The sequence below is a fragment of the Bacillus bruguierae genome, assembly GCF_037104725.1.
GTDB classification, from domain to species: domain Bacteria; phylum Bacillota; class Bacilli; order Bacillales; family Bacillaceae_G; genus Bacillus_A; species Bacillus_A bruguierae.
Window position 1 is genome coordinate 1 of sequence record NZ_JBAWSX010000027.1, and the last position, 25,039, is coordinate 25,039.

Here is a 25,039-nt window from a genome sequence, read left to right on the forward strand (position 1 = left end):
AAAGCATCTAAGCATGAAGCCCCCCTCAAGATGAGATTTCCCATAGCGTTAAGCTAGTAAGATCCCTGAAAGATGATCAGGTTGATAGGTTCGAGGTGGAAGCGTGGCGACACGTGGAGCTGACGAATACTAATAGATCGAGGACTTAACCATATAATATGAAGCAAGTGTTATCTAGTTTTGAGAGAATATAAAAAACTTGTTGACTTTTTCGGTGAATCAAGTATAATAATGATTGTCTCAAATGAATATAGTCTGGTAATGATGGCAGAGAGGTCACACCCGTTCCCATACCGAACACGGAAGTTAAGCTCTCTAGCGCCGATGGTAGTTGGGACTTTGTCCCTGTGAGAGTAGGACGTTGCCAGGCAAATGGAGGATTAGCTCAGCTGGGAGAGCACCTGCCTTACAAGCAGGGGGTCGGCGGTTCGATCCCGTCATCCTCCACCATATAATCTTAAATGTCGGAGGGGTAGCGAAGTGGCTAAACGCGGCGGACTGTAAATCCGCTCCTTCGGGTTCGGCAGTTCGAATCTGCCCCCCTCCACCATTTCGATGGGCTATAGCCAAGCGGTAAGGCAACGGACTTTGACTCCGTCATGCGCTGGTTCGAATCCAGCTAGCCCAGCCATTTAAGAGCCATTAGCTCAGTTGGTAGAGCATCTGACTTTTAATCAGAGGGTCGAAGGTTCGAGTCCTTCATGGCTCACCATTTTTAAAATGTAATATGCGGGTGTGGCGGAATTGGCAGACGCACCAGACTTAGGATCTGGCGCCTTTGGCGTGGGGGTTCGACTCCCTTCACCCGCACTCTTAATTAAATAAGCAATAAGTCATATATGTTTTGCGGAAGTAGTTCAGTGGTAGAATACAACCTTGCCAAGGTTGGGGTCGCGGGTTCGAATCCCGTCTTCCGCTCCAATTTTCAATATGACGCCGGGGTGGCGGAACAGGCAGACGCACAGGACTTAAAATCCTGCGGTGGGTGACCACCGTGCGGGTTCGACCCCCGCCCTCGGCACCATATGCGCCCGTAGCTCAATTGGATAGAGCGTTTGACTACGGATCAAAAGGTTAGGGGTTCGAGTCCTCTCGGGCGCGCTTTATTAACGGGAAGTGGCTCAGCTTGGTAGAGCACCTGGTTTGGGACCAGGGGGTCGCAGGTTCGAATCCTGTCTTCCCGATAGTTTTTTAAAATGGGGCCTTAGCTCAGCTGGGAGAGCGCCTGCCTTGCACGCAGGAGGTCAGCGGTTCGATCCCGCTAGGCTCCACCATTAAAGCTTCATATATACGGAGGTATACCCAAGTTCGGCTGAAGGGATCGGTCTTGAAAACCGACAGGCGGCGAGAGTCGCGCGGGGGTTCGAATCCCTCTACCTCCTCCATTTTTTATTTAAAAGAATATTATATCATCGCGGGGTGGAGCAGTCTGGTAGCTCGTCGGGCTCATAACCCGAAGGTCGCAGGTTCAAATCCTGTCCCCGCAACCAATGGTCCCGTGGTGTAGTGGTTAACATGCCTGCCTGTCACGCAGGAGATCGCCGGTTCGACCCCGGTCGGGACCGCCATTTACATAAAGGCTCGGTAGCTCAGTCGGTAGAGCAGAGGACTGAAAATCCTCGTGTCGGCGGTTCGATTCCGTCCCGAGCCACCATTTTTTTTTGTAAAAAAACTAGCCGGCTTAGCTCAATTGGTAGAGCAACTGACTTGTAATCAGTAGGTTGGGGGTTCAAGTCCTCTAGCCGGCACCACTTAGGGGCATAGTTTAAAGGTAGAACAGAGGTCTCCAAAACCTCCGGTGTGGGTTCGATTCCTACTGCCCCTGTAAGAAATATGGGCCTATAGCTCAGCTGGTTAGAGCGCACGCCTGATAAGCGTGAGGTCGATGGTTCGAGTCCATTTAGGCCCACCATATTCCGCAGTAGCTCAGTGGTAGAGCTATCGGCTGTTAACCGATCGGTCGTAGGTTCGAGTCCTACCTGCGGAGCCATGGCCCGTTGGTCAAGTGGTTAAGACACCGCCCTTTCACGGCGGTAACACGGGTTCGAATCCCGTACGGGTCATTATAAAAAGAGTCAGCACTATGCTGACTCTTTTTATTTGAAGAAAAATAATATTATACATTATATTTTCTGTATATCGTATTTATTATAACGAATTATAATTACTTCTGATTAATGATCTCCTTATACATATATTTATTGAGCTACTTTTGGACAGTAAGAATGAGAATGCTTCAACTAACCAAAAGTAGTCGAATAAAGAAAATCTACTGATGGCCGTATCAAGCTATTATAACAATAAGTATATCTTTATCATATTATAAAATGTTTTATTTTTTATTATAAATAATGAAGGATTTTGTATGATTTTGTGTAATTAGGAAAGAATATAGTACATTATATTTTTACCAATTGATTATTTTAGCTATACTCAGAATTGAACTACATCAATTCATTTTGATGATTGTACAACGGAATGTTGCATGAATATTTTACGGTATAAAGTATTTCTTTTACTAACCTCATCCTGCTTATTGCTCTGTATCTTTACAAGCTGCCTTCTCAAATAAGAACGATAAAGTCTATATTTACTCTCCGCAATTCTAAAGTTTTTAGAATTGGTCATTGTAACTGTGAATATCCAATTTATTTTGCGTTTTATGATTACATAGTTTTCTACATTTGATAAAGTGTAATTTCATCTGTTTTTAATAAGAGATGGTATCTCGTTTATCTTTTAAGGAACTTGCGAATTGAAATGAAGAGGGTTGGAGATGCTAAAGTGTGTAAAGGAGGGTAATATATTTATGACAACTGTTCGAGAATTGATGAGCACGAATATTGTACAATGTACATCACTAGATAACGTATATGAAGCAGCGGTGAAAATGAAAGAAGAAGATATAGGAATGATTCCTGTTGTGGAGAATAATCAAGTTATCGGACTTGTAACAGACCGTGATTTGGTTGTGCGGGGAATTGCAGAAAAACATCCAGGTTCCAATCAAATTACAAATGTTATGACAACACAAATTATTTCTGTGTCACCTGATGACGCTATTGAAAAAGCGACAGAGTTAATGGCACGTTACCAAATAAGAAGATTGCCAGTAGTTGAACATGGACAACTTGTTGGGATGCTATCACTTGGTGATTTAGCAACAACTAAATATGCAGATGATCAAGCAGGCGTTGCCTTAAGTGAAATATCAGAGCAAACAGACTAAATAAATACTTTTATTCTGTTTGCAATTTGCTATTTGAGGGCAGGAATGCTTCATCTGAAAATTTATTTGAAAGCAATGATGTAGTGAAGGATAAGCATGTTAATATGCGCCTAATTAGTTTAATTCATAATCTGTGGGGGTTTCCCCGCAGATTAAATTCACATTTTATGTAAATTATTTTTGGAATTTTTGTTAATAACTATTAACATATGAAAAAAATGATATACTAATAAATATAAGCATTATATGTTATTTTGAATATAATAATATTGATGGATAGTTTAATAGCATTCAAATATTTTATCATACATATAGAAAATGGAGGGGGAATTATATGGGGATTGTGCAAACCGAACCCAATTGGAACTTGGTTACGGATGCGTATACAGAGCCGGAAAATTTTGCGGATTTACTCTCTTTACTTATACCAAAGTATCCAAAAGGAGAAGGAAAAGAACGAACTATTCTGGCTTGGAAAGAAAAAGAATTTTATAAGAAAGAAAATTTAATTCTTTTTATTTTATATGGAATGAAAAAATTACATGATTTACCGAAGTTTCATAAAGATGAAATGCCAACTTTAGTTCGAATTATTCGTTTATGCCAAGAAGTAGGATGGTATCAACAGGCCTATGATTTTATGATTGCTGAAGGATTAGAGGAATTCGTACAAACATCGCTAGAGTATGAATCATGGGATGCATTTACACAAGTAGTTGCTTGGAATTATTTAATTATAAAACAAAAGGTTACGGAATTAGAAAGTAATGATGATTTTATTTGGGAAAGAATTAAGTTTAATGTAGAGTGTATTGAAAAGTATAAAACACTTTTGTCTCATAAAGAAATGATGGAGTTTATGTTTCTCTATCTTTGTAAACAAGCAAAGGGATTATCAAAAGAGAAGTTAGATGAAATTTTAATGGAGTTAGCAATATATTGCAATACGTATATTTGTGATATATACACGTTAGATTTATTAAAAAAATATAGAAAATGTACGGATTTCTTAACATATTATGAACCAAGCCATGCTGCTGTAGCATGCCAGCGTGCAGTGATTGCACAAATATCTGATCGTCTTAATCCGTTGAAGACAACTCATGTTGATGATTATTTGTTTGTTATAAAAGAGATGATGGAACATATGTCGTTGGAATTTATAACAAAATATGAGCACTTTATTGGGCAATTATTATCATACATTCCATTTTTTGAAATGATTCAAGTTCCACAGCAAATGTATTATTGTGAAGAACTTATGCATATATGTAAAGGAATCGATTATAAAGAGGAACTACTACGCAATTATATATTTATACAATTACCAAATTGTTTTCCTTCCTTTATTAAGCAATTTTTAAAGAATAAGCGCTATGCATCAATACATGATATTTTATTTTATTGGTGTAGCGACGAACAACGTATGAATTTAGAACATAAATATAATTTAAGTTTTATTTATGAGCAGTATGCATGCGGGTAAAATAGAAAAGTAGTTTTATGTTAGATTTTTAATTTGTATTTATATATATTCGTTTGAATTTTTTGAAATATAAATCACTGCTATGTAGAATATGACATGACTGCTACTTGCTTCTCCTTTTGTTTTAAACTTTGCATGAGGTGAGAGCAAATCGTTCGTATGCGCGGCCAGATGCTCTCGTGCCCCAAAAAAGAAAGAGTTATGCTTTTTTTAAACTTGTATATATAGAACATAAATAAGGATTCCACATCATGTGGAATCCTTATTTAATAGTAAAGAAAAAAGAAATCAATCCCAAAGAATCGTGGCATTATTTTCCCACTTTCCATGTTTCTTCATGTTGTTGTTGTTTACGATGTTTTGGAACATATATATACTGAGATACTATCAGAAGAATAGTCATAAAAAATACTGGAAACATTGCGGAGACATGTAAGCCATTAAAAATGATGCTTGTTAATAAAGAACTTATAATGAATAGTGCGGTATATATGTGTGAAATATGTCGCTTTAGTCGAATTTTGAATGTTTCCATCATCACTTCACAAGCAACAAACGCAATAATAATGCTTAAAAATACAATGTTTGTGTTATAAATTAATAAGCAATAAACTAAACCGAAAAATGCGAAACACTCAATAATTAATGCAATATTACGTGCCATTATGCGTTACCTAACTAAGAAAGGAAGTGGATTTACAGCATTTGTTTTTTCAAAATTCCATTCCCCGTTATGTAATTCAAAATGTAAGTGTTGTCCATGCGAATGTCCTGTATTTCCCATATAACCGAGCAATTGGCTTGTTACCACTGTATCTCCTGCTTTGACAGCTCGACTTTTCATGTGAGCATATACAGTTGTGTATAAATTCCCGTTTATACGATGAGCAACAAATACAACATTTCCATAGCTTGTAGAATAATATGATTTAACAACAGTTCCAGGTGCTGCAGCTTGGATTGGAACATTTCCTGTTGCTGCAATATCTACGCCATAGTGCATTTCTCCCCAGCGTATATCAAATTCCGAGCTGATTTTTCCTTGAGCAGGATATTTAAATACAGCTGGAATAGATGGTGTAGCTTTCTGTTTTGGTTGCTGCTGTTGTTGTCTTTGTGTTATACAATGCTGTGCGACATAGCCATATCCTGATCCGTAGCGAATTTTATACCATGTTCCCATATTTTCAACGACTTGTATTTGTGTCCCATTGGTTAAAGAACCGATAATAGCTGTATTTGTTCCTGCTCCGCTACGTACTTTTAATGTCGGAGTGGCAACATAGTAAGAACTTCCACCTTGCACAGTAATTCCTTTAACTAATGGCTGATCGGCGTTAGATAAAAATTCTTTCTTTACATAGCCGCTTGTTCCATTTTGTATAACTTTATACCATCCCTCTTGTTCTTCTTGAACAGTAACAAATTTTCCATTTGGTAATACAGTAACAATTTCAGATTGTGTATTTGGTTCAGAGCGAACGTTTACTGCATCCGCATTTACGATATATTGATTTCCACTATCGTGTGGTTTTGTTAAAGAAATTGCTTCTTTTTTTACATAGCCAGTTTTATTGTGAACGTGAACTTTATACCATTCATTTGTTGTTTCAAGAATTGTAATGGGAGTGCCACGCGTAATGCTGTCAATAACATAATCTGTCCCATTAGGACTATTGTACATTTGTAATGTTTTCGTTTTTACATAACCAATTTTTGTTTTTGATGTTTGCTCTGCTGTTACGGTATGTATATTAGATTCTGCTATAGAGGGGAGCATAGAAGCAACTGCTACAGTAGTTGCTGTTATTGTTGCGACTTTTAAATTCATATATTCATAGACCTCCTTATGTAATCAATTATTATGATTAAAATCATAATGTAAAGATATTGAGTTTGTAATATATTCGTTGATTAAAAACAAATGAATGCTTTTTCTCTATATATACAAGTTAAAAAATTGACATAAACACTCCTTTCTTTTTAGGGAGAGCATTTGGCCGTGCATAGAAACGGTCAGGGCCTTTTCCTACTACACGCAAGGTAGAAGACAAAAGGATAAAGCAAGTAGCGGTCATGTTATATTCTGCATAGTAGCGACTTATATGTCGGAAAATTTAAATGGATATAGATTATAAAGCTATATAATAAAAGGATAGCAGATTTATAGCTGTTATGGAAATAGATAGAAGAAATTCGTTTTTTTCTGAACTTACAATATGTTTTTATAATGTTTTATTTTGTTTAAACGATTAGTGTTTCACTTTATCCCACATTAACGGGCAGTAAGATCCCCACCTCAAGATTCAGAGAGAAACAAAGAAGATAGGTGGGGGATGAAGAAAACCCCCACTGACGGAAGTTTCACTTCATAAATGAAAAGAGTTGCCGATGAGATATGGCGATGGTATACTGACTATGTTAAATGAATATAATGCTAGGGGAGCTAGTGTTGCTAGCTGAGAGTAAGACCTATAGTCTTTGACCCTTGAACCTGATCTAGATGATGCTAGCGTAGGGAAGCAACTTGGACGATATAAATAACGTCCCCGTTTCTTTATGCATAGAAACGGGGATTTTTTATTGAAAATTTTATAGAACACCACTAGGGGTGCTTAAAAGCTGAGAGAGGTAAAAACCTTAACCCTTATGACCTGATCTAGGTGATGCTAGCGTAGGGAAGTGGAAACAACAAATGAGGTTTTCTTTTGTTTGCTGTGGCCACTTCTTATATAGAAGTGGTTTTTTATTTGGGAATATATATACAGGAAGGGGAAACTGAGATGACATTTTGTGAAAGACTATTTGAAAAAGTGCAACCTGTTTGGGAAAAAAGTCATAATCATCCATTTGTAACAGGTATGGGAGATGGAACGTTAGAGAAAGATAGATTTCAACATTATATTGTTCAAGATTATTTGTATTTGTTAGATTATGCAAAGTTATATGCAATCGGTGTTGTAAAAGCAACAAATCCAAAAGTGATGGCGAAGTTTGCTAAACAAATTGATGGCATTTTAAATGGGGAAATGACGATTCATAAACAATATGCAAAACGTTTAGGAATTTCTGTTGAAGACATGGAATTAGCAAAGCCGTCTGCTATGAATCTAGCATATACAAACTATATGATGTCCGTCTCACAAAACGGTACACTTGCTGAGTTAATTGCAGCATTGCTTCCATGTATGTGGAGTTATTGGGAGATTGGAAAGCGTTTGAATGCTATTTCAGGAGCACGTGATCATGAATTTTTTGGCGAGTGGATTCGAGGATACAGCTCTGAAGAATATGGGGATCTTTGTATATGGTTAATTGATTTATTTAATGAAATTACAATTGGGAAAACAGAAGAAGAACTAAATCGTTTAGAAGAAATCTTCTTATATTCCAGTCGGTTTGAATACTTATTTTGGGATATGGCATATCGTAAGGAGATGTGGGGTTTTGAGGAGCAAGAACATACTACAATTTCGTAACGTTTCTTTTCGACAAACGAATTGTTTGAAAACATTTTAAAGTAGGCGAATGGATATGAAAGCTGAGCTTCACGTTATATCAAATGGTCGTATGTCATTTGAAGAGTTAGCACATATAGCAACTGATATTGAAAGTGAAATAGATTATTTGCACATTCGTGAGCGAGAGAAAAGTACGAAAGAGTTATATGAAGGTGTGGAAAAGCTCTTATATAAGGGATTTCCTTCTTCTAAACTTGTCATCAATGATCGGATTGATATTGCAATTTTATTCAATATTAGACGTGTCCAACTTGGACATCGCAGCGTGGATGTAAAGCTTGTTAAAGAAAAATTTTCTTATTTACATGTTGGTTACTCCGTGCATTCATTTGAAGAAGCTGTATCTGCTTTTCAAAGTGGTGCAGATTCTCTTCTGTATGGGCATTTGTTTCAAACAAACTCCAAAAAGGGAGTTCCGCCAAGAGGATTAGCAGGGATTACGGAAATGGCAAACCGTTTAACAATTCCAATTACCGCTATTGGAGGGATTACTCCTAATCATACAGCAGAGGTACTCGGCACTGGGGCTACTGGCATTGCAATTATGTCCGGAATTTTAAGTGCCGTAAAACCGAATGAACAGGCAAAGTTATATAAGGAAACGATACGAAAGTGGGCGAGAAATCATGAAAAAAATATATGATGTTGCCATCGTTGGCGGCGGTGTAATCGGAAGTTCGGTTGCACATTTCCTTGCTGAAAGAGGTTATAAAGTTGCCATCATTGAAAAACAAAAGATTGCTTCTGAAGCCTCTAAAGCAGCAGCCGGATTATTAGGTGTACAGGCGGAATGGGATGAATACGATCCGCTGTTTGAGTTAGGCAGGAAAAGCCGCGCGATGTTTCCAAAACTTGCAAGTCTATTACGTGATAAAACCGGAATTGATATTGGATATGAAGAAAAAGGAATTTACCGCATCGCTCAAAATGAAGAAGAGAGTATACGGCTTCTTCATATTATGAAATGGCAGCAGCAAACAGGAGAAGAGTCTCATTTTATCTCAGGAGAAGAATTGCGGGAAAAAGAGCCCTATTTATCTACTTCTATTATTGGAGCAGTCTACCACCCAAAAGATGGTCATGTGATTGCCCCAGAGCTGACGAAAGCATTCGCTCACTCTGCTGCGCTATCTGGAACGGACATATATGAAGAAACTGAAGTATTTGATATTCAAATGAAAGATAATCGCGTAACAGGATTATATACAACAGAAGGCACAATTGCATGTGAAAATGTAGTAATTGCTGGAGGCTCGTGGAGTACAAAACTATTAAAATATTTTCATTGTGAATGGGGAACATATCCTGTGAAAGGTGAAGTTGTTGCAGTGCGCAGCCGTAAGCCATTATTACAAGTACCTATTTTTCAAGAGCAATTTTATATCGCACCGAAGCGCGGTGGACGCTATGTCATTGGAGCAACAATGAAATCTCATACATATAACAAGGCGGTGCGTCCAGAAAGTATTACTTCTATATTGGAGCGCGCGTATCGGATTCTTCCAGCATTAAAGGAAGCAGAATGGGACGGGGCATGGGCAGGATTACGTCCACAATCGAATCATAGTATGCCATATATCGGCAGACATGCAGACATTACTGGTTTATATGCTTGTACGGGCCATTATCGAAATGGAATTTTATTAAGTCCAGTTTCAGGAGAATATATGGCTGATCTTATAGATGGAAAGCAAAGTAATGATTTACTAGATTCGTTGCTTTCACAATCTATGTAAATAGAAATTAAAAAATAATCTAAAACCCATTCTTTTTTGGGGGGGACGAGAGCGTCTGGCCATGCATAGAAACGGTCAGGGCCTTTTCCTACCACATGCGAAGTTTAAACAAAGGGAGAAAGCAAGTAGCGGTCATGTTTTGCTTTGCATAGCCGTTATTTATATCTTTCGTAAGGGGATGAAAGCTTGAATTTAAAAGTGAACGGAAGGCAAGTTGATGTGTCAAGTGATATTAAGACAGTGGCTGATTTGCTTATTCATTTAGGATTAGAGACGAAAATTGTTGTAGTAGAACGCAATCAAGATATTTTACAAAAAGAGGATCATCAAGATACATCTGTTTTTGAGGGAGATCAAATTGAGATTGTAACATTCGTAGGAGGCGGTTGATTATGTTAAAGATTGGACCATTTACTTTTCAGTCTAGATTATTATTAGGAACAGGGAAATTTTCAGATTTTGATGTGCAAAGGAAAGCGATTGAAGTATCAGAAGCAGAAATTTTAACATTTGCAGTGCGTCGTATGGATATTTTTGATGCAGAGCAGCCCAATTTACTAGAAAAAATTGATGTAACAAAGTATACCCTTCTTCCAAATACAGCAGGAGCAAAAACAGCAGAAGAAGCCGTGCGCATTGCGAAATTAGCGAAAGCATCAGGTTTATGCGACATGATTAAAGTAGAAGTAATTGGTGATGATAAAACGTTATTACCAGACCCAGTTGAAACGTTAAAAGCATCAGAAATGCTATTAAAAGAAGGGTTTATCGTTTTGCCGTATACGTCTGATGATGTTGTGTTAGCACGTAAATTACAAGAATTAGGTGTCCATGCAATTATGCCAGGTGCATCACCAATCGGTTCTGGTCTTGGTATTGTAAATCCGTTAAATTTAAGCTTTATTATCCAGCAAGCAACTGTTCCCGTTATTGTTGACGCGGGCATTGGTAGTCCAGCTGACGCAGCATTTGCGATGGAATTAGGCGCAGAAGGCGTGTTATTAAATACAGCTGTTTCCGGGGCAAAAGATCCTGTGAAAATGGCAGAAGCAATGAAGCTTAGTATTCAGGCAGGAAGATTAGGTTTTGAAGCAGGACGTATTGCACGTAAGCGCTGCGGGACCGCGAGCAGCCCGTTAGAAGGAATGAGTGTTCTTGAATAGCCGATATTCCCGTCAAGTGTTGTTCTCTCCAATTGGGGAAGAAGGGCAGAACAAAATAAGAGAAAAACATGTACTGATTATCGGCGTGGGAGCGCTTGGTAGTGCAAATGCAGAAATGCTCGTTCGCGCTGGAGTTGGCAAAGTGACGATTGTTGATCGTGATTATATTGACTGGAGTAATCTGCAGCGCCAACAGTTATACTGCGAGGCAGATGTAGAAAATCATTTACCAAAAGCAGTGGCAGCTAAGCGGCGCTTACAAGCCATTAATAGTGATGTAGTTGTAGAAACTTATGTGCAAGATGCAACAGCAGAAGAACTAGAAGAACTTGTCACAGGTGTAAATCTCATTATTGATGCAACAGATAACTTTGAGACACGGTTTATTGTAAATGATATATCGCAAAAGCATTCTATTCCATGGATTTACGGAGCGTGTGTTGGGAGTTACGGTCTTTCTTATACGATTTTACCAAGAAAGACGCCGTGCCTATCTTGTTTATTGCAGTCGATACCGCTTGGGGGGGCGACATGTGATACAGCGGGGATTATTTCGCCTGCTGTATCTATTGTTGTCTCACATCAAGTTGCGGAAGCATTAAAGATTTTAGTAGAAGATTACGAGGCACTTCGTGAGGGGCTTGTGTCATTTGATGTGTGGAAAAATGAATATTCATGCATGAATGTACAAAAGTTGCGAAACAAGAACTGCTTATCGTGCGGAGAAGAAGCTGTTTATCCGTATTTAAGCAAGGAGAATACTTCCAGGGCGGTTGTTTTATGCGGTAGAAATACAGTACAAATTCGTTCGCCGCATAAAGAGCATATTCATTTGTCTATGTATAAAAATCTGCTGCAAAACCGTGTAACGGATTTAACAGTGAATCCGTATTTATTATCGTTTTCTGTTGATAATAAACGGTTAGTAGTATTTCAAGATGGCCGTGTGCTTGTGCATGGCACAAAGGATATAGCGGAGGCAAAAACGATTTATCATCGTTATTTTGGTTAAAAGGGGTGAGTGAAATGAAAGTGAATAAAGCATTAACGATTGCTGGCTCCGATAGCGGCGGCGGTGCGGGGATTCAAGCAGATTTAAAAACGTTTCAAGAGCTCGGTGTGTACGGTATGACAGCTATTACAGCAATTACGGCTCAAAATACGCTTGGCGTACAAGGGGTGTATCCTGTTCCTGTAGAAGGAATTGAAAAGCAGTTACATTCTATCGGTACGGATGTAACGCCAGATGCAGTGAAACTAGGGATGTTATTTAGTAGTGAAATTATTAAAATCGTAGCTGAAAATATTAAATCATTTTCATGGAATAATATTGTACTAGACCCTGTTATGATTGCCAAAGGCGGAGCATCGTTATTACAACAAGAAGCTGTTTTGGCATTACAAGAACATTTATTGCCGCTTGCAACGGTAATTACGCCGAATGTTCCTGAAGCAGAAGTATTAACAGGAATGAAGATTCATACGATTGAAGACAGTAAAGAAGCGGCGAAGATGCTGCATGATTTAGGTGCAAAGTTTGTCGTTATGAAAGGCGGACATGCAGCTTACCAAGGAAATGAAGTAATTGACTTATTGTTTGATGGAAATGTGTTTATAGAGTATAGAAGTAAACGGATTGCTTCTATACAAACACACGGAAGTGGTTGTACGTTTGCCGCAGCTGTAACAGCAGGACTCGCGAAAGGTTACGAAATTGCAGATGCAGTTCGTGAAGCGAAGAACTTTATTAGTATAGCAATTGAAGATGAGCTGAATATAGGCAGCGGTCACGGACCAACGAATCATTTTGCGTATGGACGTAGAAATATACATGCATAAATATGTATTATTTTGAAAAAGCCAGTTGGGAAAATTGGCTTTTTTTATGTTTACTTTTTCCAAAATTAGGAGTAATATATCAGCCAGAATCTATTTTTAAGAACGCTTAATCCAGACTTTGGAGCGGGGGAACCAACTTTGTGCATTGTCACTTGGGGTGAATCCTTTTTCGAAGGTAGGGCTACTCTCAAAGCCCGAATCCGACAGCTAACTCCGTAAGCGTGTTGAGAGAGGATGGTGCAAGTGAATACAGCAATTCATCGATCCGACTAGCATAAGAGAATTTTAATCTATACTTAAAAATTCTTTTATGTGAAGGAGGATGTAGTGCATGGATGCAGAAAAAGAGTACACGCTCATTTGTGTAGGAGAAGCTGCGAAAGTAAAGAGTTTGAAAGATTTATTACCTTTTCAAGGTGAAATGGTCATTTTTACAGCGAGTGAGTATGTGGTAAGTGAAGTGAAGGCATGTGGATTTCAACAAGCATATTGCTGTCCGGATGATCCGAGCATGATTGTGAACATATGCAAAGGAATTAAAAAAGCGATTTTACTAGGAGATGAATTGTCTACAATTAGCTTCTTCGCTGAACGTATTCGCTCTTCTTTTACCGCGCCTATTACAGTTGTCACGCGAAATAAACAATATCCAAAGCACCTCTATGAAACGATTGGTATTAAGTTAGTGGTGTTTACAACTTGTGATAATATTTCGTTTTTGACTTTAGAGTAGGGGCGGAGGAATCGGATATGAGAGAAGCGATGAAAGTGTTATTGTGCCGTGAATTAGCAAGGCGCTGGGCAGTATCGTTAGAACGAGTACATGAATTAGCAGAACATGATCCATTCTTTCCGAAGCCATATGTGATTCTTCCGCCAGAAGATATCCGTTTATATTTAGAACAAGACATTATCGAATATGAGAAGCGACATGCAGAATTGGTGCAAGTATATATTCGAGGTCGTAACTTACGGTCTTTTTTATAGTTTAGAAGGTTATCTATCAATATGAATTGAAAAACTAGTATAAAAACCTCTTTTTTTAGGTGGGCGAGAGCACCTGGCCGTGCGTAGAAGCGGTCAGGGCTTTTTTGTGCCACGAGCGAGTTGTAAAACAGAGGGAGCAAGCAAGTAGTGGCCCTTTTTTATTCAGCGTGGCAGTGATGTTTATGTTGAAAAAACGGTATAAAACTGCATTTTTTAGGAAGGGCGAGAGGCTCTGGCCGTGTATAGAAGCGGTCAGGGCCTTTTTGTGCCACGAGCGAGGTTTCAAACAAAAGGAGAAGAGTAGGGGTTATGCTGTATTTGACTCATATGCCTGGAAGTTAAATTTGATTTCTAGAGATAATCTTCTTCTTTTATTTGCAAAAGAACGTATACATAATGAAAAAAGAAGAAAATAAAAGAAAAAAGATGATAAAGATGTATTTATCCTTAATGTAAGCGTTTAAAAGGTCTTATACTTTTATATTTTAGCTATTTTACCTCTTTACAAGTGAAATTTAGAGGAGTATATTTACATTCATAAATTGTTCATAAAATTTCCAGAAAACAACCTGATATCGCTGAGTCCAGAAATGGAGCGGGGGAACCAATTTTGTGCATTGTCACTTGGGGTGAATCTTTCATGATGAAAGTAGGGCTACTCTTTAGGCCCGAATCCGACAGCTAACCTCGTAAGCGTTTGGAGAGGAGGTTTACTTTTGTGTTGTTCATTTTCGAACACTGAGTAGATCCTCAGTGTTCTTTTTTATGTTTTTTTATGGAAAAATTTTACATTTGGTGAGGGATGAATCATGTTAGATATTGCTATGATCGGAATTTTAATTGTGTTAGTTGGATCAATGATTGGTCTTGCAGGATGGTCGGATCATGTTGTGAAGGAAGGGAAGAAGCAATGACTATTGCAGTATCCATTATTGTTGGCTTACTTACTGTGTACTTAGTTTATGCGCTATTAAATCCAGAAAAGTTTTAATTAGGAGGAAAGATTTATTATGATTTGGATTGCCGTTTTGGTCACAATGTTATTATTTGTTCTTGTTGCAAAGCCAACCGGGATTTATTTAGAGAAGGCGTTTCAAGGGAATAGCAAATTGGATAAAGTGTTCGGACCTTTTGAAAATATTATTTTTAAAATTTCCGGTGTGAAACCTTATAACCAGAGTTGGAAGCAATACGCATTATCATTAGTTGCGCTTAATGGATTTATGATTGTTGTTGTCTATTTCATACTTCGCCTGCAAGGTGTATTGCCATTAAATCCAGCTCATGTTGAGGGGATGGAACCTACACTCGCTTTTAATACAGCGATTAGTTTTATGGCAGATACAAATTTACAGCATTACAGCGGTGAAAATGGTGTTTCGTACTTATCACAATTAATCGGAATTACGTTTTTAATGTTTACAGCACCGGCAACAACATTAGCAATTGTAATGGCTTTTATAAGAGGTTTAGCAGGGAAAGAACTTGGAAATTTCTTCGTAGATTTTACACGTGCTTTAACGAGAGTTTTTCTTCCAATTGCATTTATAGCAGCATTGATCTTCGTTGCGCTTGGTGTACCGCAAACGTTAGAAGGAGCGGTTACAGCTCATACAATTGAAGGTGTGAAACAAAGTATATTACGTGGTCCGGTTGCTTCTTTCGTTTCTATTAAGGAATTAGGGAACAACGGCGGAGGATTTTTCGGGGCAAATTCAACGCATCCATTTGAAAACCCAGGTCAAATCAGTAACATTTTACAAATGATGCTTATGATGCTGTTACCGACAGCTTTACCATTCACATACGGAAGAATGGTAGGGAATAAAAAACAAGGACGCGTTCTTTTCGTTTCTTTATTCATCGTATTTTTAATGGGATTTACAACAATTGTCACATCAGAGCTACATGGAAACCCAGCGTTAAATGAAATGGGAATGCAGCATACTCAAGGCAGCTTAGAAGGAAAAGAAGTCCGCTTTGGAACAGTATTTTCTTCACTATACGCAACAGTAACAACTGCAGCGGAAACAGGTGCTGTTGATACAATGCATGATACGTTGACACCAATCGGAGGACTCGTGCCACTTGTAAACATGATGTTAAATACAGTATACGGCGGGGTCGGTGCAGGATTTATCAATATTATTATGTACGCGATTATCGCGGTCTTTATATCGGGATTAATGGTTGGACGTACACCAGAATTTTTAGGGAAAAAGATTGAAGGAAAGGAAATGAAATTGATTGCAGTAACAATACTATTTCATCCTTTACTTATTTTAGGATTTTCAGCATTAGCTCTTTCAACTCATTTTGGAACAGATGCAATTTCAAACTCCGGTTTTCACGGTTTGACACAAGTTGTATATGAATATACTTCTTCGGCAGCTAATAACGGTTCAGGTTTTGAAGGTTTAGCAGACAATACAGCATTTTGGAATATTACGACTGGTATCGTGATGTTCTTAGGACGTTATTTCAGTTTAATTACAATGCTGGCTGTAGCGGCTTCATTAAAAGAAAAAACGGTAGTACCAGAAACAATCGGAACATTCCGAACAGATAATAGTTTATTTGGCGGCATTTTCATTGGAACAATTGTAATTGTTGGAGCATTAACGTTCTTCCCAATGCTAGTGTTAGGACCAATTGCGGAATTTCTTACATTGAAGTAATGGAGGGTACATGATGAAACCTGTAGTGGTAAAAGATAAACAACCGAATCAATCGATTGTATCACCAAAAACGGCAGTCGAAAATGAAGTGAGACAAGCAAAAACGATGGATCGTGACATTATTACACATGCGATAAAAGAAGCTTTTACAAAATTGAATCCACGAGTGATGGTAAAAAATCCAATTATGTTCGTGGTAGAAATTGGGTTTTTCCTGACATTAATTTTATCATTTTTACCTAATGGATCTAGTAGTATCCCAGGGTGGTTCAATATAACGGTTTCTCTTATTCTCTTATTCACTGTTTTGTTTGCTAATTTTGCAGAAGCATTAGCAGAAGGACGCGGGAAAGCACAAGCTGATTCTTTAAAACAATCGAAAAAAGATGTATTTGCAAATGTAATAAAAGAAAATGGAAGTGTTGCTAGGGTTTCAGCAACTGAACTGAAAAAAGGCGATGTTGTTATTGTAAAACAAAGTGAAATGATCCCTAGTGACGGAGAAGTTATTCGCGGGTTAGCATCTGTCGATGAATCAGCCATTACTGGGGAATCTGCACCAGTTATGAAAGAAGCTGGCGGTGATTTTTGCTCCGTTACAGGCGGAACAATGGTGGTAAGTGATGAAATTACAATTCGAATTACAAGTAATCCTGGTGAATCTTTCTTAGATAAAATGATTTCTTTAGTAGAAGGAGCATCTCGTCAAAAAACACCAAATGAAATTGCTCTTAATACGGTCTTAATGAGTTTAACACTTATTTTCTTAATCGTTGTTGTGACATTGCCGATCTTTACGAATTATCTTGGTTTTCAAATTGATACATCTATACTCGTTGCACTTCTTGTTTGTTTAATTCCAACAACAATTGGTGGTTTGTTATCCGCAATTGGGATTGCAGGTATGGACCGTGTAACGAAGTTTAACGTTTTAGCGATGAGTGGTAAAGCAGTGGAAGCAGCTGGTGATATTAACACAATTATTTTAGATAAAACAGGTACAATTACATTCGGTAATCGTATGGCACATACGCTTTTACCAGTAGGAAATGAAACAATTGAACAAGTTGCAAAATGGGCAGCGCTTAGCTCTGTGTTAGATGAGACGCCAGAAGGACGCTCGGTTATTGAATACGTACAATCAAAAGCACTCTCTTATAACGGTACACTTGCTGAGCAAGGTGAGTTTGTTCCCTTTAAAGCTGAGACACGTATGAGTGGTGTGGACTTAACGGATGGTGTAAAAGTACGAAAAGGTGCGGTTGGCGCTGTTATTGAATGGGTACAATCGCAAGGCGGTACAGTTCCGAAAGACTTAAATCAAAAAGCGGATTTAATTGCAAAAGAAGGCGGTACACCGCTTGCAGTTGCAGCGAATGATCGTATTTACGGATTAATTTATTTAAAAGATACTGTAAAACCAGGTATGCGTGAACGATTTGAACAGCTTCGTCAAATGGGTATTAAAACGGTAATGTGTACAGGTGATAACCCGCTTACTGCCGCAACCATTGCGAAAGAAGCTGGTGTGGATGAATTTGTTGCAGAATGTAAACCAGAAGATAAAATTGCGGTGATTAAAGCAGAGCAAGACAAAGGAAAGCTTGTTGCGATGACAGGTGATGGTACAAATGATGCACCAGCTTTAGCGCAAGCCGATGTTGGTCTAGCGATGAATAGTGGTACAGCAGCAGCGAAAGAAGCAGCAAATATGATTGACCTAGATTCAAACCCAACGAAAATTATTGAGGTTGTAGGAATTGGTAAGCAGCTATTAATGACACGCGGTGCGCTAACAACATTTAGTATCGCAAATGATATTGCAAAATACTTTGCGATTATCCCAGCGATGTTTACATTGGCAATTCCGCAAATGGAAGCTCTGAACGTGATGAAATTACATTCACCGCTATCAGCGATTTTATCAGCGCTTATCTTTAATGCGATTATTATCCCGATGCTTATTCCGCTAGCGATGAGAGGGATTGCTTATAAACCGATGAGTTCTAATGCATTGTTAGGACGTAACCTATTTATTTACGGACTTGGTGGAGTGATTGTTCCGTTCGTCGGTATTAAGCTGATTGACATGATTGTCGGATTGTTCATTTAAAGAAAAGGGGAAATGAAAATGTTTGAAAAACAAAAGATACTTTCACCTGTCATTCGTGTAACCTTTACATTTCTTGTTATATGCGGGCTCCTATATCCACTTTTAGTTACAGGAATTGCACAAGCGGTTATGAAAGATAATGCAGACGGAAGCCTTATATATAATGAAAACAATGAAGTCATTGGTTCGAAATTAATTGGTCAAAATTTTACAGACCCACGTTATTTTCATGGACGTGTCTCTAGTATAGAATATAAAGCAGAAGCATCTGGATCTAATAACTATGCACCGTCCAATCCAGATTTAGTAAAACGTGTAGAAGAAAGTGTGAAAAATTGGAAGAAGGAAAATCGGGAAGTTCCTGTTACGAAAGTTCCGATGGATTTAGTAACGAATTCAGGTTCAGGATTAGATCCAGATATTAGCCCACAAGCGGCTTACGTACAAGTAGATCGTATCTCTAAAATAACGAATATTCCGAAAGAAGAAATTAATAAGCTGATTGAATCGCAAACAGAAGGGCAAGTACTTGGGTTATTTGGAGAAGATCGTGTCAACGTGTTGAAGTTAAATGTAGAATTACAAAAAATGATTAAATAATAACAATGCTACCTCAATCGTTTAGATTGAGGTAGCATTGTTTGGTCGGAAAGGGTGCATTTGTAATGTATGCAGATGACTATAAGCCAACGTTTCAAAGACGAACGCCAGAAGAATATTTAGAATATATTCGTCAACTAAACAGGGGGAAGTTAAAGCTTTATGTCGGAGCAGCTCCTGGAGTCGGAAAAAGTTATAAAATGCTTTTTGATGCAAGAGAGATGCGAAAAGAAGGCATTGATGTTGTCATTGGCCTCATTGAAACGCACGGCCGAAAAGAAACAGAAGAGGCGATTGCTGAGTTAGAAGCTGTTCCGTTAAAAGAGATTCATTATAAAGGGAAAGTGTTTCCAGAACTGAATGTTGAAGCAATTATAAAACGTGCACCACAAGTTGTTATTGTGGATGAGTTAGCCCATACGAATATCCCTGGTTCGAAACATAAAAAACGCTATCAAGATGTCGAAGAATTATTGGATGCTGGCATTGATGTTTTGTCTGCATTTAATATTCAACATTTGGAAAGTGTTCACGATATTGTTGAGCAAATTACAGGGGTCAAAGTAAGAGAGCGCGTTCCTGACTTCATTTTACAAAAGGCAAATGAAATTCAGCTTGTGGATGTAACGCCAGAAGTGCTTAGAAAACGGTTGATGGACGGAAAGATATATAAGGAAGAGAAAATTCAACGGAGCTTAAATCATTTTTTTACGCTAAATAATTTAGGAGCGCTCCGTGAATTATCACTTCGAGAAGTTGCGGATGATATGGACGAGAAAATTAGTCAATTTACTGAGGAACCAATTGGAGTGAAAGAAAAAATTCTTGTTTGCGTGCAGTACAGTTCCACAGCAGAAAAGCTCATTCGCCGAGGCTGGCGCATGGCAAACCGTTTAAATGCAGAATTATATGTACTAAATGTAGAAAGAGAAATGATTGAATCTATATCAGAAGCAAAAAAACAAGTTATTGAAGAATGGAAAGCGTTAACGAATCAATTTGATGCAACCTTTTTATTAGAAGAAGCAAAAGGAAGTAAGCCGGCAGATGCAATTATTAAGGTGGCAAGAGAGCGACAAGTCACTCAAATTTTACTTGGACAATCAGCAAGAACGAGATGGGAAGAAATTCGAAAAGGTTCCATTGTAAATGAAATTATGAGACAGACGAAGAACATTGATATTCATATTGTGGCGGATCAAAGAGGATAAGAATCTCTAAAAGTAGTTTTTAGAGATTCTTTTTTCACGATTACTATATACAAGTTAAAAAAACTTTTTTTTAGGGAAGGATGAGAGCATCTGGCCGTGCATAGAAGCGGTCAGAGCCTTTTCTTGCCACATGCGATGTTTAAAACAAAGAGAGAAAACAAGTCGCAGTCATGTTGTATTCTGCATAACAGTGACTTATACGTCCTGAGTGATTGAAAATATTATCTTTCTAAATTGCTTCTTTTCTTGTTTGAGAATGAATAAAATTCTTCATTGCATATAAGAGAAACAATAGAAAAACTACGGATCCCGAAAAGAAAATCCAAAAGTAGTTTTGATCAAATAATAGAAAACTGCCAAGGAGTGGACCGACTCCCATTCCGAAGTAGCGAATAAAGTTATAGATGCCAATAGCCGTTGCACGTTCATCCACAAATTCTTCTGTTAATAAAGTTGTATGAGTTGGCATTGATAATCCCATGCTGAATCCGTATAGAGAAGTGACGATGATAAGGATAGGGATCGTAATGTTATAGGTGATAGAAAATAATAAGATACATGCAATATGAAAGAAACTTGTAAAGAGTAAAGCATGTTTTGTCTGGATTTTCTTTTGCAACATTTTATAACAATAACTACCTAACATCATACATAATGACATGGGAACAAAGATGAGCCCAATCGTATCTGGATGAAGATGAAATAAAGTTTTTAACATTGATGGTAAAAAGACAAGGAAGCAAAAATAAAGATAAAATTGCATAAAACCAATTATGACAATGGTAAAACCAATCTTATTTTGTAAAACCTGAAAGTAGTGTTTCGTTGCTTGTTGTTTTATAGAAGAAACAGGCTTTGTTTCTGGAAGTAAAACAATGTTTATAAGTAATAAAACGATACTAATCGCTGCTAAAAAGAGAAAGATAGAAACGTGACCATTTCTATTTCCTAAATATCCCCCCATTAAAGGACCAATAGCAGGTGCCAGTGCTAAAAGCATCTGGTAGATGCTCATTGCTTTGCCGCGCTCATTTCCTTCATATAAATCTCCAATGATGGTAGCTGAAACAACTGGGATAGCTGCTGTTCCAAAAGCTTGAATGGCTCTAAATACAAGAAATACATAAATGTTTGATGAAAACACACAACCTATTGAGCCGATGAAACTCATCAATAGCCCCGGAATGAGAATGTATTTTCGTCCTTTTGCATCAATAAGTGGGCCATATACGATTTGCATAATCGCAAGTACAAAAGTAAAAACGGAAACAGTAAGATTGACTAAATATAATGATGTATGAAATGACCCCTGAATCATTGGCAAGATAGGAGTATACATATTTTGGGCTAGTGAGCCTAATAAAGCGCTAATACAAATGACATAGAAAATAGGTGTTCGGTTTGTTGTAGTTGTCATACATAACCCTCCTTATTTTAGTTTCCTTGGAAACTAAAATAATTTTAACATGATTTTCTTTTTTGTAAATAGATAGTGTGAATTATATTTTAAATATGGAATACTATAAAGTATAATTGTTTCTAAGGAAACGTAATTTGTGTTTGGAGGGAAACAAATTGAACTGCACAGCTGAGCAAAAACAAATATTAGTTGATATGCAAGCACTTATTCATAAGAAAGAAGAGTACATGAAAGAAGTACATGAACAATTTTTAGGTGAAATGGGGATAAATGATATTTCATTATCAGAATTACATGTGATTGCTTGTATAGGAGAACAAGGCTTAATGAATGTAACGGCAATTACTGAAAGTATGGGAATGACAAAAGGGGCCATTTCTAAAATTTGTACAAAATTATTTAATAAGAATTTTGTTGAAAAGATGAAAATGTTGAACAACAAAAAAGAAATATTCTTCCGTTTAACAGACAAAGGGAGAGAAATATATACTGCTCATGAAACGTTACATAATCAAGCTGAAGAAGAGTGGTTATTATTTTTAGATAAATATACAAAAGAAGAGCTGGAGGTTATTCAACAATTCATAGCGGATGTAACGATGCATATAGGAACGAAGGGGAGATAAAGAGATATTTCGTTTCAGTCAAGTCGTCTGAATATGGTTTCTCAAAAGTTTTATATATAATAGAAAGAGATATTTAACAAAGTGAATCATTATAAAGTATATATAGAACGAGGAGAGAGAGCCATGCTTGAAAATACGGGTTTAGTATTAGAAGGCGGCGGTATGCGCGGCGTATATACAGCTGGTGTATTAGAATATTTTATGGAGAACGATTTACATTTTCCATATGTGATTGGTGTATCAGCGGGTGCGTGTAATGCAGCGTCGTATCTTTCAAGACAAAAAGAGAGAAATAAAACAGTAAACATTGAATATGTGACACATCCAAGATATTTATCGTATACAAACTTTTGGAAAAAGCGTCAGCTCTTTGATATGGATTTTATTTTTCGTGAAATTCCGATGCAACATGTACCATTTGATTTTGAAACGTATTTTAATACGGAGCAGCAATTTCTTGTTGGAACAACGGATTGTGAAACGGGACAACCTGTCTATTTTGAAAAAGGCCATTCACAAGAAGAAGCATTAACAGTATTACAAGCGTCAAGCTCATTGCCTTTTGTCGCACCTGTCGTAGAATTTGACGGGAAAAAGTTATTGGATGGTGGCATCTCAGATCCAATTCCTGTTCGAAAAGCGCAGGAAGATGGCTACAGAAAATCAGTTGTTATTTTGACAAGGAATAAAGGGTATGCGAAGAAAAAATCAAAATTTGGATGGATTGCGGGGAAAGCATATAAAAAATATCCTAAATTAGTAGACGCAATGTTAACTCGTTACGAAGTGTATAATGAGACCCTTCATTATATTGAAAAAGAAGAAGCAGCTGGAAATATATTTGTGATTCAGCCGACAGAACAATTACAAGTGGATCGTATGGAGAAGAATCCAGAAAAATTACAGCGCTTGTATGATCAAGGATTTCGAGATGCTGAGAAAATGTATGGAGACTTGGTGCAATTTCTTAGTAAGTAAAAAGGTGACTCAAAGTAATATGAGTCACCTTTTTTTAATGTGGTATAAATACTAACTGATAAGCAAATAAAATACCAAATACGTATACAAGCGGATGAACCGCACGGAATTGTCCTTTTGCCACTTTCATAAGAGGGTATGAAATGAAGCCAAGCGCAATACCTGTTGCAATGCTTGATGTAAGCGGCATGCTTAAAATCACTAAAAATGCAGGGAAAGCTTCATCAAATGCATCCCAATCAATGTGACGAACTGCGCCCATCATTAAGCTACCAACAATAATTAATGATGGAGCTGTAATAGCGGAAACGCCAGATACTGCACCGACAAGTGGTCCGAAGAATGCAGTCGCTGCAAACAGTGCCGCAACAGTTAATGTTGTTAAGCCTGTACGACCACCAGCCGCAACACCAGCAGAAGATTCAATATAAGCAGTTGTTGGTGTTGTCCCAAACATAGAACCAATCGTTGCTGAAATAGAATCGGAAAGAAGAGCACGTCCGGAATTTGGAAGTTTGCCATCTTTCATCAGGCCGCCTTGCTGTGCAACTCCGAGTAGTGTACCTGTTGTATCGAATAATGTTACTAGGAAAAGCGAGAAAACAACGCCGTATAATCCGTAGTGAATGACATCGGACACTGCTGTAATTGGATTAGAAACAATTACGCCTTCTGGTAAACCTGGCAGAGAGGTAACTCCGTTTGAAAACGTTAATTGTCCAGTAAAGTAAGCGATAACTCCTGTTAATAACATACCGATAAATAATGCACCGTTCACGTTTAAACACATTAGTACTAACGTAATCCCAAGTCCAGCTAATGCAAGTAAAACAGACGGAGAGTGAAGATCTCCAAGCCCAACTAAATTTGAAGGATGTTTCGTAACAATCCCTGTTAGACGTAAGCCGATAAATGCGATAAATAAACCGATACCAGCTGTAATCGCATGTTTTAAGTTTTCAGGAATAGCTTCCATTAATTTTGTACGGAAAGAAGTTAATGATAGCAAAATTAAAATCATACCTGCTACGAATACAGCAGAGAAAGCAATTGCGAATGTCATGCCTTCATGAGTTTTGACAACTGAGTAAGCAAAGTAAGCATTTAATCCCATACCTGGTGCAATTGCAATTGGTAAATTTGCAAAGAATGCCATACATAATGTTCCGATAACAGCAGCGATGATAGTTGCTGTAAATGCTTGTTCAAATGGAACGCCCGCATCACCAAGGATGACTGGGTTTACGACGATAATATATGCCATTGTTAAGAAGGTAATAATACCAGCCATAATTTCAGTTTTAATAGAAGTTTGATGTTTTGAAAGGTTAAACATAAAAACATCCTTTCTTTTTACGAATAATTATCACAACAGTTATATATAATATTCGTTATTTTGTTTTTTGGCAAGAGTTTTAGAGAAAGAAATTCATTTTTTCGGTTTTCTATGGC

At 37.6% G+C, this 25,039-nt stretch carries 23 protein-coding genes, 19 tRNA genes, 2 rRNA genes and 4 riboswitches; of the genes, 40 read left to right on the forward strand and 4 right to left on the reverse strand.

What is annotated here, in order from left to right; all coding sequences use genetic code 11:
• The 23 genes from WAZ07_RS24940 to WAZ07_RS25050 form a co-directional block, all read left to right on the forward strand.
• Window positions 1–153, forward strand: a 23S ribosomal RNA gene (locus tag WAZ07_RS24940); the annotation flags it as partial.
• 101 nt (window positions 154–254) lie between these two features.
• Window positions 255–370: ribosomal RNA gene (gene rrf, locus WAZ07_RS24945) — 5S ribosomal RNA — on the forward strand.
• Window positions 371–374: 4 nt separating this feature from the next.
• A tRNA-Val gene (locus tag WAZ07_RS24950) sits at window positions 375–450 on the forward strand.
• A gap of 16 nt (window positions 451–466) precedes the next feature.
• Window positions 467–550, forward strand: a tRNA-Tyr gene (locus WAZ07_RS24955).
• Between the two features lie 6 nt (window positions 551–556).
• Window positions 557–631 (forward strand) — tRNA-Gln (locus WAZ07_RS24960).
• 5 nt (window positions 632–636) lie between these two features.
• Window positions 637–712 (forward strand) — tRNA-Lys (locus WAZ07_RS24965).
• 17 nt (window positions 713–729) lie between these two features.
• Window positions 730–810: transfer RNA gene (locus WAZ07_RS24970), tRNA-Leu, on the forward strand.
• Between the two features lie 36 nt (window positions 811–846).
• A tRNA-Gly gene (locus tag WAZ07_RS24975) sits at window positions 847–921 on the forward strand.
• Window positions 922–935: 14 nt separating this feature from the next.
• Window positions 936–1,024: transfer RNA gene (locus WAZ07_RS24980), tRNA-Leu, on the forward strand.
• Between the two features lie 3 nt (window positions 1,025–1,027).
• Window positions 1,028–1,101, forward strand: a tRNA-Arg gene (locus WAZ07_RS24985).
• A 9-nt stretch (window positions 1,102–1,110) separates the two neighbouring features.
• A tRNA-Pro gene (locus tag WAZ07_RS24990) sits at window positions 1,111–1,184 on the forward strand.
• A 14-nt stretch (window positions 1,185–1,198) separates the two neighbouring features.
• Window positions 1,199–1,274, forward strand: a tRNA-Ala gene (locus tag WAZ07_RS24995).
• 18 nt (window positions 1,275–1,292) lie between these two features.
• Window positions 1,293–1,385 (forward strand) — tRNA-Ser (locus WAZ07_RS25000).
• Between the two features lie 28 nt (window positions 1,386–1,413).
• A tRNA-Met gene (locus WAZ07_RS25005) sits at window positions 1,414–1,490 on the forward strand.
• 2 nt (window positions 1,491–1,492) lie between these two features.
• A tRNA-Asp gene (locus WAZ07_RS25010) sits at window positions 1,493–1,568 on the forward strand.
• Between the two features lie 10 nt (window positions 1,569–1,578).
• Window positions 1,579–1,654: transfer RNA gene (locus WAZ07_RS25015), tRNA-Phe, on the forward strand.
• Window positions 1,655–1,675: 21 nt separating this feature from the next.
• Window positions 1,676–1,751 (forward strand) — tRNA-Thr (locus WAZ07_RS25020).
• Between the two features lie 3 nt (window positions 1,752–1,754).
• A tRNA-Trp gene (locus tag WAZ07_RS25025) sits at window positions 1,755–1,825 on the forward strand.
• Between the two features lie 10 nt (window positions 1,826–1,835).
• Window positions 1,836–1,912, forward strand: a tRNA-Ile gene (locus WAZ07_RS25030).
• A 3-nt stretch (window positions 1,913–1,915) separates the two neighbouring features.
• Window positions 1,916–1,990 (forward strand) — tRNA-Asn (locus tag WAZ07_RS25035).
• A gap of 1 nt (window position 1,991) precedes the next feature.
• Window positions 1,992–2,063: transfer RNA gene (locus WAZ07_RS25040), tRNA-Glu, on the forward strand.
• A gap of 746 nt (window positions 2,064–2,809) precedes the next feature.
• On the forward strand, window positions 2,810–3,229 hold the full coding sequence (locus tag WAZ07_RS25045; protein WP_336474562.1) for a CBS domain-containing protein: 420 nt from the start codon (window positions 2,810–2,812) through the stop codon (window positions 3,227–3,229).
• 334 nt (window positions 3,230–3,563) lie between these two features.
• Window positions 3,564–4,715 carry a DUF3965 domain-containing protein gene (locus WAZ07_RS25050; protein WP_336474563.1) on the forward strand — a complete coding sequence of 384 codons (1,152 nt, stop codon included), beginning with the start codon at window positions 3,564–3,566 and terminating at the stop codon, window positions 4,713–4,715.
• A 310-nt stretch (window positions 4,716–5,025) separates the two neighbouring features.
• On the opposite strand, the gene WAZ07_RS25055 is transcribed toward WAZ07_RS25050, so the two are convergent.
• Window positions 5,026–5,379, reverse strand: coding sequence for a hypothetical protein (locus WAZ07_RS25055; protein ID WP_336474564.1), 354 nt, complete (start codon window positions 5,377–5,379; stop codon window positions 5,026–5,028).
• Window positions 5,380–5,385: 6 nt separating this feature from the next.
• Window positions 5,386–6,546 (reverse strand): SH3 domain-containing protein, encoded by a 1,161-nt coding sequence (locus WAZ07_RS25060; protein WP_336474565.1) that lies wholly within the window; start codon window positions 6,544–6,546, stop codon window positions 5,386–5,388.
• Window positions 6,547–7,144: 598 nt separating this feature from the next.
• A riboswitch (TPP riboswitch) is annotated at window positions 7,145–7,253 on the forward strand.
• Window positions 7,254–7,312: 59 nt separating this feature from the next.
• Window positions 7,313–7,413, forward strand: a riboswitch (TPP riboswitch).
• An 85-nt stretch (window positions 7,414–7,498) separates the two neighbouring features.
• Here WAZ07_RS25060 and tenA point away from each other — a divergent pair.
• From tenA to kdpDN, 15 genes are all read left to right on the forward strand, one after another.
• The gene (gene tenA, locus WAZ07_RS25065; protein ID WP_336474566.1) at window positions 7,499–8,194 is read left to right on the forward strand and encodes a thiaminase II; all 696 of its coding nucleotides are present in this window, start codon (window positions 7,499–7,501) and stop codon (window positions 8,192–8,194) included.
• 55 nt (window positions 8,195–8,249) lie between these two features.
• Window positions 8,250–8,879: a thiazole tautomerase TenI gene (gene tenI, locus WAZ07_RS25070; RefSeq protein WP_336474567.1), complete on the forward strand. Its 630-nt coding sequence runs from the start codon at window positions 8,250–8,252 to the stop codon at window positions 8,877–8,879.
• Window positions 8,863–9,972: a glycine oxidase ThiO gene (gene thiO / locus WAZ07_RS25075; protein WP_336474568.1), complete on the forward strand. Its 1,110-nt coding sequence runs from the start codon at window positions 8,863–8,865 to the stop codon at window positions 9,970–9,972. The genes tenI and thiO overlap by 17 nt, the downstream gene beginning before the upstream one ends.
• 186 nt (window positions 9,973–10,158) lie before the next feature.
• Window positions 10,159–10,362 carry a sulfur carrier protein ThiS gene (thiS, locus tag WAZ07_RS25080; RefSeq protein ID WP_336474569.1) on the forward strand — a complete coding sequence of 68 codons (204 nt, stop codon included), beginning with the start codon at window positions 10,159–10,161 and terminating at the stop codon, window positions 10,360–10,362.
• Between the two features lie 2 nt (window positions 10,363–10,364).
• Complete coding sequence (locus WAZ07_RS25085; protein WP_336474570.1) at window positions 10,365–11,135, forward strand: thiazole synthase; 771 nt, start codon at window positions 10,365–10,367, stop codon at window positions 11,133–11,135.
• Window positions 11,128–12,147 carry a thiazole biosynthesis adenylyltransferase ThiF gene (locus WAZ07_RS25090; RefSeq protein ID WP_336474571.1) on the forward strand — a complete coding sequence of 340 codons (1,020 nt, stop codon included), beginning with the start codon at window positions 11,128–11,130 and terminating at the stop codon, window positions 12,145–12,147. Before WAZ07_RS25085 ends, WAZ07_RS25090 begins: the two co-directional genes overlap by 8 nt.
• A gap of 5 nt (window positions 12,148–12,152) precedes the next feature.
• On the forward strand, window positions 12,153–12,974 hold the full coding sequence (gene thiD / locus WAZ07_RS25095; protein ID WP_336474572.1) for a bifunctional hydroxymethylpyrimidine kinase/phosphomethylpyrimidine kinase: 822 nt from the start codon (window positions 12,153–12,155) through the stop codon (window positions 12,972–12,974).
• A gap of 93 nt (window positions 12,975–13,067) precedes the next feature.
• A riboswitch (cyclic di-AMP (ydaO/yuaA leader) is annotated at window positions 13,068–13,212 on the forward strand.
• 93 nt (window positions 13,213–13,305) lie between these two features.
• The gene (locus tag WAZ07_RS25100; RefSeq protein ID WP_336474573.1) at window positions 13,306–13,707 is read left to right on the forward strand and encodes a hypothetical protein; all 402 of its coding nucleotides are present in this window, start codon (window positions 13,306–13,308) and stop codon (window positions 13,705–13,707) included.
• A 17-nt stretch (window positions 13,708–13,724) separates the two neighbouring features.
• The gene (locus WAZ07_RS25105; protein WP_090919154.1) at window positions 13,725–13,961 is read left to right on the forward strand and encodes a hypothetical protein; all 237 of its coding nucleotides are present in this window, start codon (window positions 13,725–13,727) and stop codon (window positions 13,959–13,961) included.
• Between the two features lie 566 nt (window positions 13,962–14,527).
• Window positions 14,528–14,671, forward strand: a riboswitch (cyclic di-AMP (ydaO/yuaA leader).
• 99 nt (window positions 14,672–14,770) lie between these two features.
• Window positions 14,771–14,875 carry a hypothetical protein gene (locus tag WAZ07_RS25110; RefSeq protein WP_090919155.1) on the forward strand — a complete coding sequence of 35 codons (105 nt, stop codon included), beginning with the start codon at window positions 14,771–14,773 and terminating at the stop codon, window positions 14,873–14,875.
• The gene (kdpF, locus tag WAZ07_RS25115; protein WP_090919158.1) at window positions 14,872–14,952 is read left to right on the forward strand and encodes a K(+)-transporting ATPase subunit F; all 81 of its coding nucleotides are present in this window, start codon (window positions 14,872–14,874) and stop codon (window positions 14,950–14,952) included. Before WAZ07_RS25110 ends, kdpF begins: the two co-directional genes overlap by 4 nt.
• Window positions 14,953–14,971: 19 nt before the next feature.
• Window positions 14,972–16,639, forward strand: a complete 1,668-nt coding sequence (gene kdpA / locus WAZ07_RS25120; RefSeq protein WP_336474574.1) for a potassium-transporting ATPase subunit KdpA — start codon at window positions 14,972–14,974, stop codon at window positions 16,637–16,639.
• 13 nt (window positions 16,640–16,652) lie between these two features.
• Complete coding sequence (gene kdpB, locus WAZ07_RS25125; protein ID WP_336474593.1) at window positions 16,653–18,752, forward strand: potassium-transporting ATPase subunit KdpB; 2,100 nt, start codon at window positions 16,653–16,655, stop codon at window positions 18,750–18,752.
• A gap of 18 nt (window positions 18,753–18,770) precedes the next feature.
• A complete protein-coding gene (gene kdpC, locus WAZ07_RS25130; RefSeq protein WP_336474575.1) occupies window positions 18,771–19,352 on the forward strand; it encodes a K(+)-transporting ATPase subunit C in 582 nt (193 codons plus the stop codon).
• 65 nt (window positions 19,353–19,417) lie between these two features.
• Window positions 19,418–20,563: a KdpD-like non-kinase potassium sensor gene (gene kdpDN, locus WAZ07_RS25135; RefSeq protein WP_336474576.1), complete on the forward strand. Its 1,146-nt coding sequence runs from the start codon at window positions 19,418–19,420 to the stop codon at window positions 20,561–20,563.
• 229 nt (window positions 20,564–20,792) lie between these two features.
• Here the strand turns inward: kdpDN and WAZ07_RS25140 are convergent, their stop codons facing one another.
• A complete protein-coding gene (locus WAZ07_RS25140) occupies window positions 20,793–21,980 on the reverse strand; it encodes an MFS transporter (protein ID WP_336474577.1) in 1,188 nt (395 codons plus the stop codon).
• 197 nt (window positions 21,981–22,177) lie between these two features.
• On the opposite strand from WAZ07_RS25140, the gene WAZ07_RS25145 reads away from it, so the two are divergent.
• Complete coding sequence (locus WAZ07_RS25145) at window positions 22,178–22,609, forward strand: MarR family transcriptional regulator (protein WP_413788950.1); 432 nt, start codon at window positions 22,178–22,180, stop codon at window positions 22,607–22,609.
• A 123-nt stretch (window positions 22,610–22,732) separates the two neighbouring features.
• Complete coding sequence (locus WAZ07_RS25150) at window positions 22,733–23,587, forward strand: patatin-like phospholipase family protein (RefSeq protein WP_336474579.1); 855 nt, start codon at window positions 22,733–22,735, stop codon at window positions 23,585–23,587.
• Window positions 23,588–23,621: 34 nt separating this feature from the next.
• Here WAZ07_RS25150 and WAZ07_RS25155 read toward each other — a convergent pair whose 3' ends face one another.
• Window positions 23,622–24,923 (reverse strand): NCS2 family permease, encoded by a 1,302-nt coding sequence (locus tag WAZ07_RS25155; protein ID WP_336474580.1) that lies wholly within the window; start codon window positions 24,921–24,923, stop codon window positions 23,622–23,624.
• Window positions 24,924–25,039 lie beyond the last annotated feature (116 nt).

Excerpts from the sequence above, each read along its gene's own strand:
- thiO (WP_336474568.1), top strand. The coding sequence starts at position 8,863 with ATGAAAAAAATATATGATGTTGCCATCGTTGGCGGCGGTGTAATCGGA.
- WAZ07_RS25055 (WP_336474564.1), bottom strand. The coding sequence starts at position 5,379 with ATGGCACGTAATATTGCATTAATTATTGAGTGTTTCGCATTTTTCGGT.
- WAZ07_RS25050 (WP_336474563.1), top strand. The coding sequence starts at position 3,564 with ATGGGGATTGTGCAAACCGAACCCAATTGGAACTTGGTTACGGATGCG.
- WAZ07_RS25060 (WP_336474565.1), bottom strand. The coding sequence starts at position 6,546 with ATGAATTTAAAAGTCGCAACAATAACAGCAACTACTGTAGCAGTTGCT.
- WAZ07_RS25105 (WP_090919154.1), top strand. The coding sequence starts at position 13,725 with ATGAGAGAAGCGATGAAAGTGTTATTGTGCCGTGAATTAGCAAGGCGC.
- WAZ07_RS25100 (WP_336474573.1), top strand. The coding sequence starts at position 13,306 with ATGGATGCAGAAAAAGAGTACACGCTCATTTGTGTAGGAGAAGCTGCG.
- WAZ07_RS25155 (WP_336474580.1), bottom strand. The coding sequence starts at position 24,923 with ATGTTTAACCTTTCAAAACATCAAACTTCTATTAAAACTGAAATTATG.
- kdpF (WP_090919158.1), top strand. The coding sequence starts at position 14,872 with ATGACTATTGCAGTATCCATTATTGTTGGCTTACTTACTGTGTACTTA.
- tenI (WP_336474567.1), top strand. The coding sequence starts at position 8,250 with ATGAAAGCTGAGCTTCACGTTATATCAAATGGTCGTATGTCATTTGAA.
- WAZ07_RS25140 (WP_336474577.1), bottom strand. The coding sequence starts at position 21,980 with ATGACAACTACAACAAACCGAACACCTATTTTCTATGTCATTTGTATT.
- kdpC (WP_336474575.1), top strand. The coding sequence starts at position 18,771 with ATGTTTGAAAAACAAAAGATACTTTCACCTGTCATTCGTGTAACCTTT.
- WAZ07_RS25085 (WP_336474570.1), top strand. The coding sequence starts at position 10,365 with ATGTTAAAGATTGGACCATTTACTTTTCAGTCTAGATTATTATTAGGA.
- kdpDN (WP_336474576.1), top strand. The coding sequence starts at position 19,418 with ATGTATGCAGATGACTATAAGCCAACGTTTCAAAGACGAACGCCAGAA.
- WAZ07_RS25045 (WP_336474562.1), top strand. The coding sequence starts at position 2,810 with ATGACAACTGTTCGAGAATTGATGAGCACGAATATTGTACAATGTACA.
- tenA (WP_336474566.1), top strand. The coding sequence starts at position 7,499 with ATGACATTTTGTGAAAGACTATTTGAAAAAGTGCAACCTGTTTGGGAA.
- kdpA (WP_336474574.1), top strand. The coding sequence starts at position 14,972 with ATGATTTGGATTGCCGTTTTGGTCACAATGTTATTATTTGTTCTTGTT.
- WAZ07_RS25150 (WP_336474579.1), top strand. The coding sequence starts at position 22,733 with ATGCTTGAAAATACGGGTTTAGTATTAGAAGGCGGCGGTATGCGCGGC.
- WAZ07_RS25110 (WP_090919155.1), top strand. The coding sequence starts at position 14,771 with ATGTTAGATATTGCTATGATCGGAATTTTAATTGTGTTAGTTGGATCA.
- kdpB (WP_336474593.1), top strand. The coding sequence starts at position 16,653 with ATGAAACCTGTAGTGGTAAAAGATAAACAACCGAATCAATCGATTGTA.
- WAZ07_RS25145 (WP_413788950.1), top strand. The coding sequence starts at position 22,178 with ATGCAAGCACTTATTCATAAGAAAGAAGAGTACATGAAAGAAGTACAT.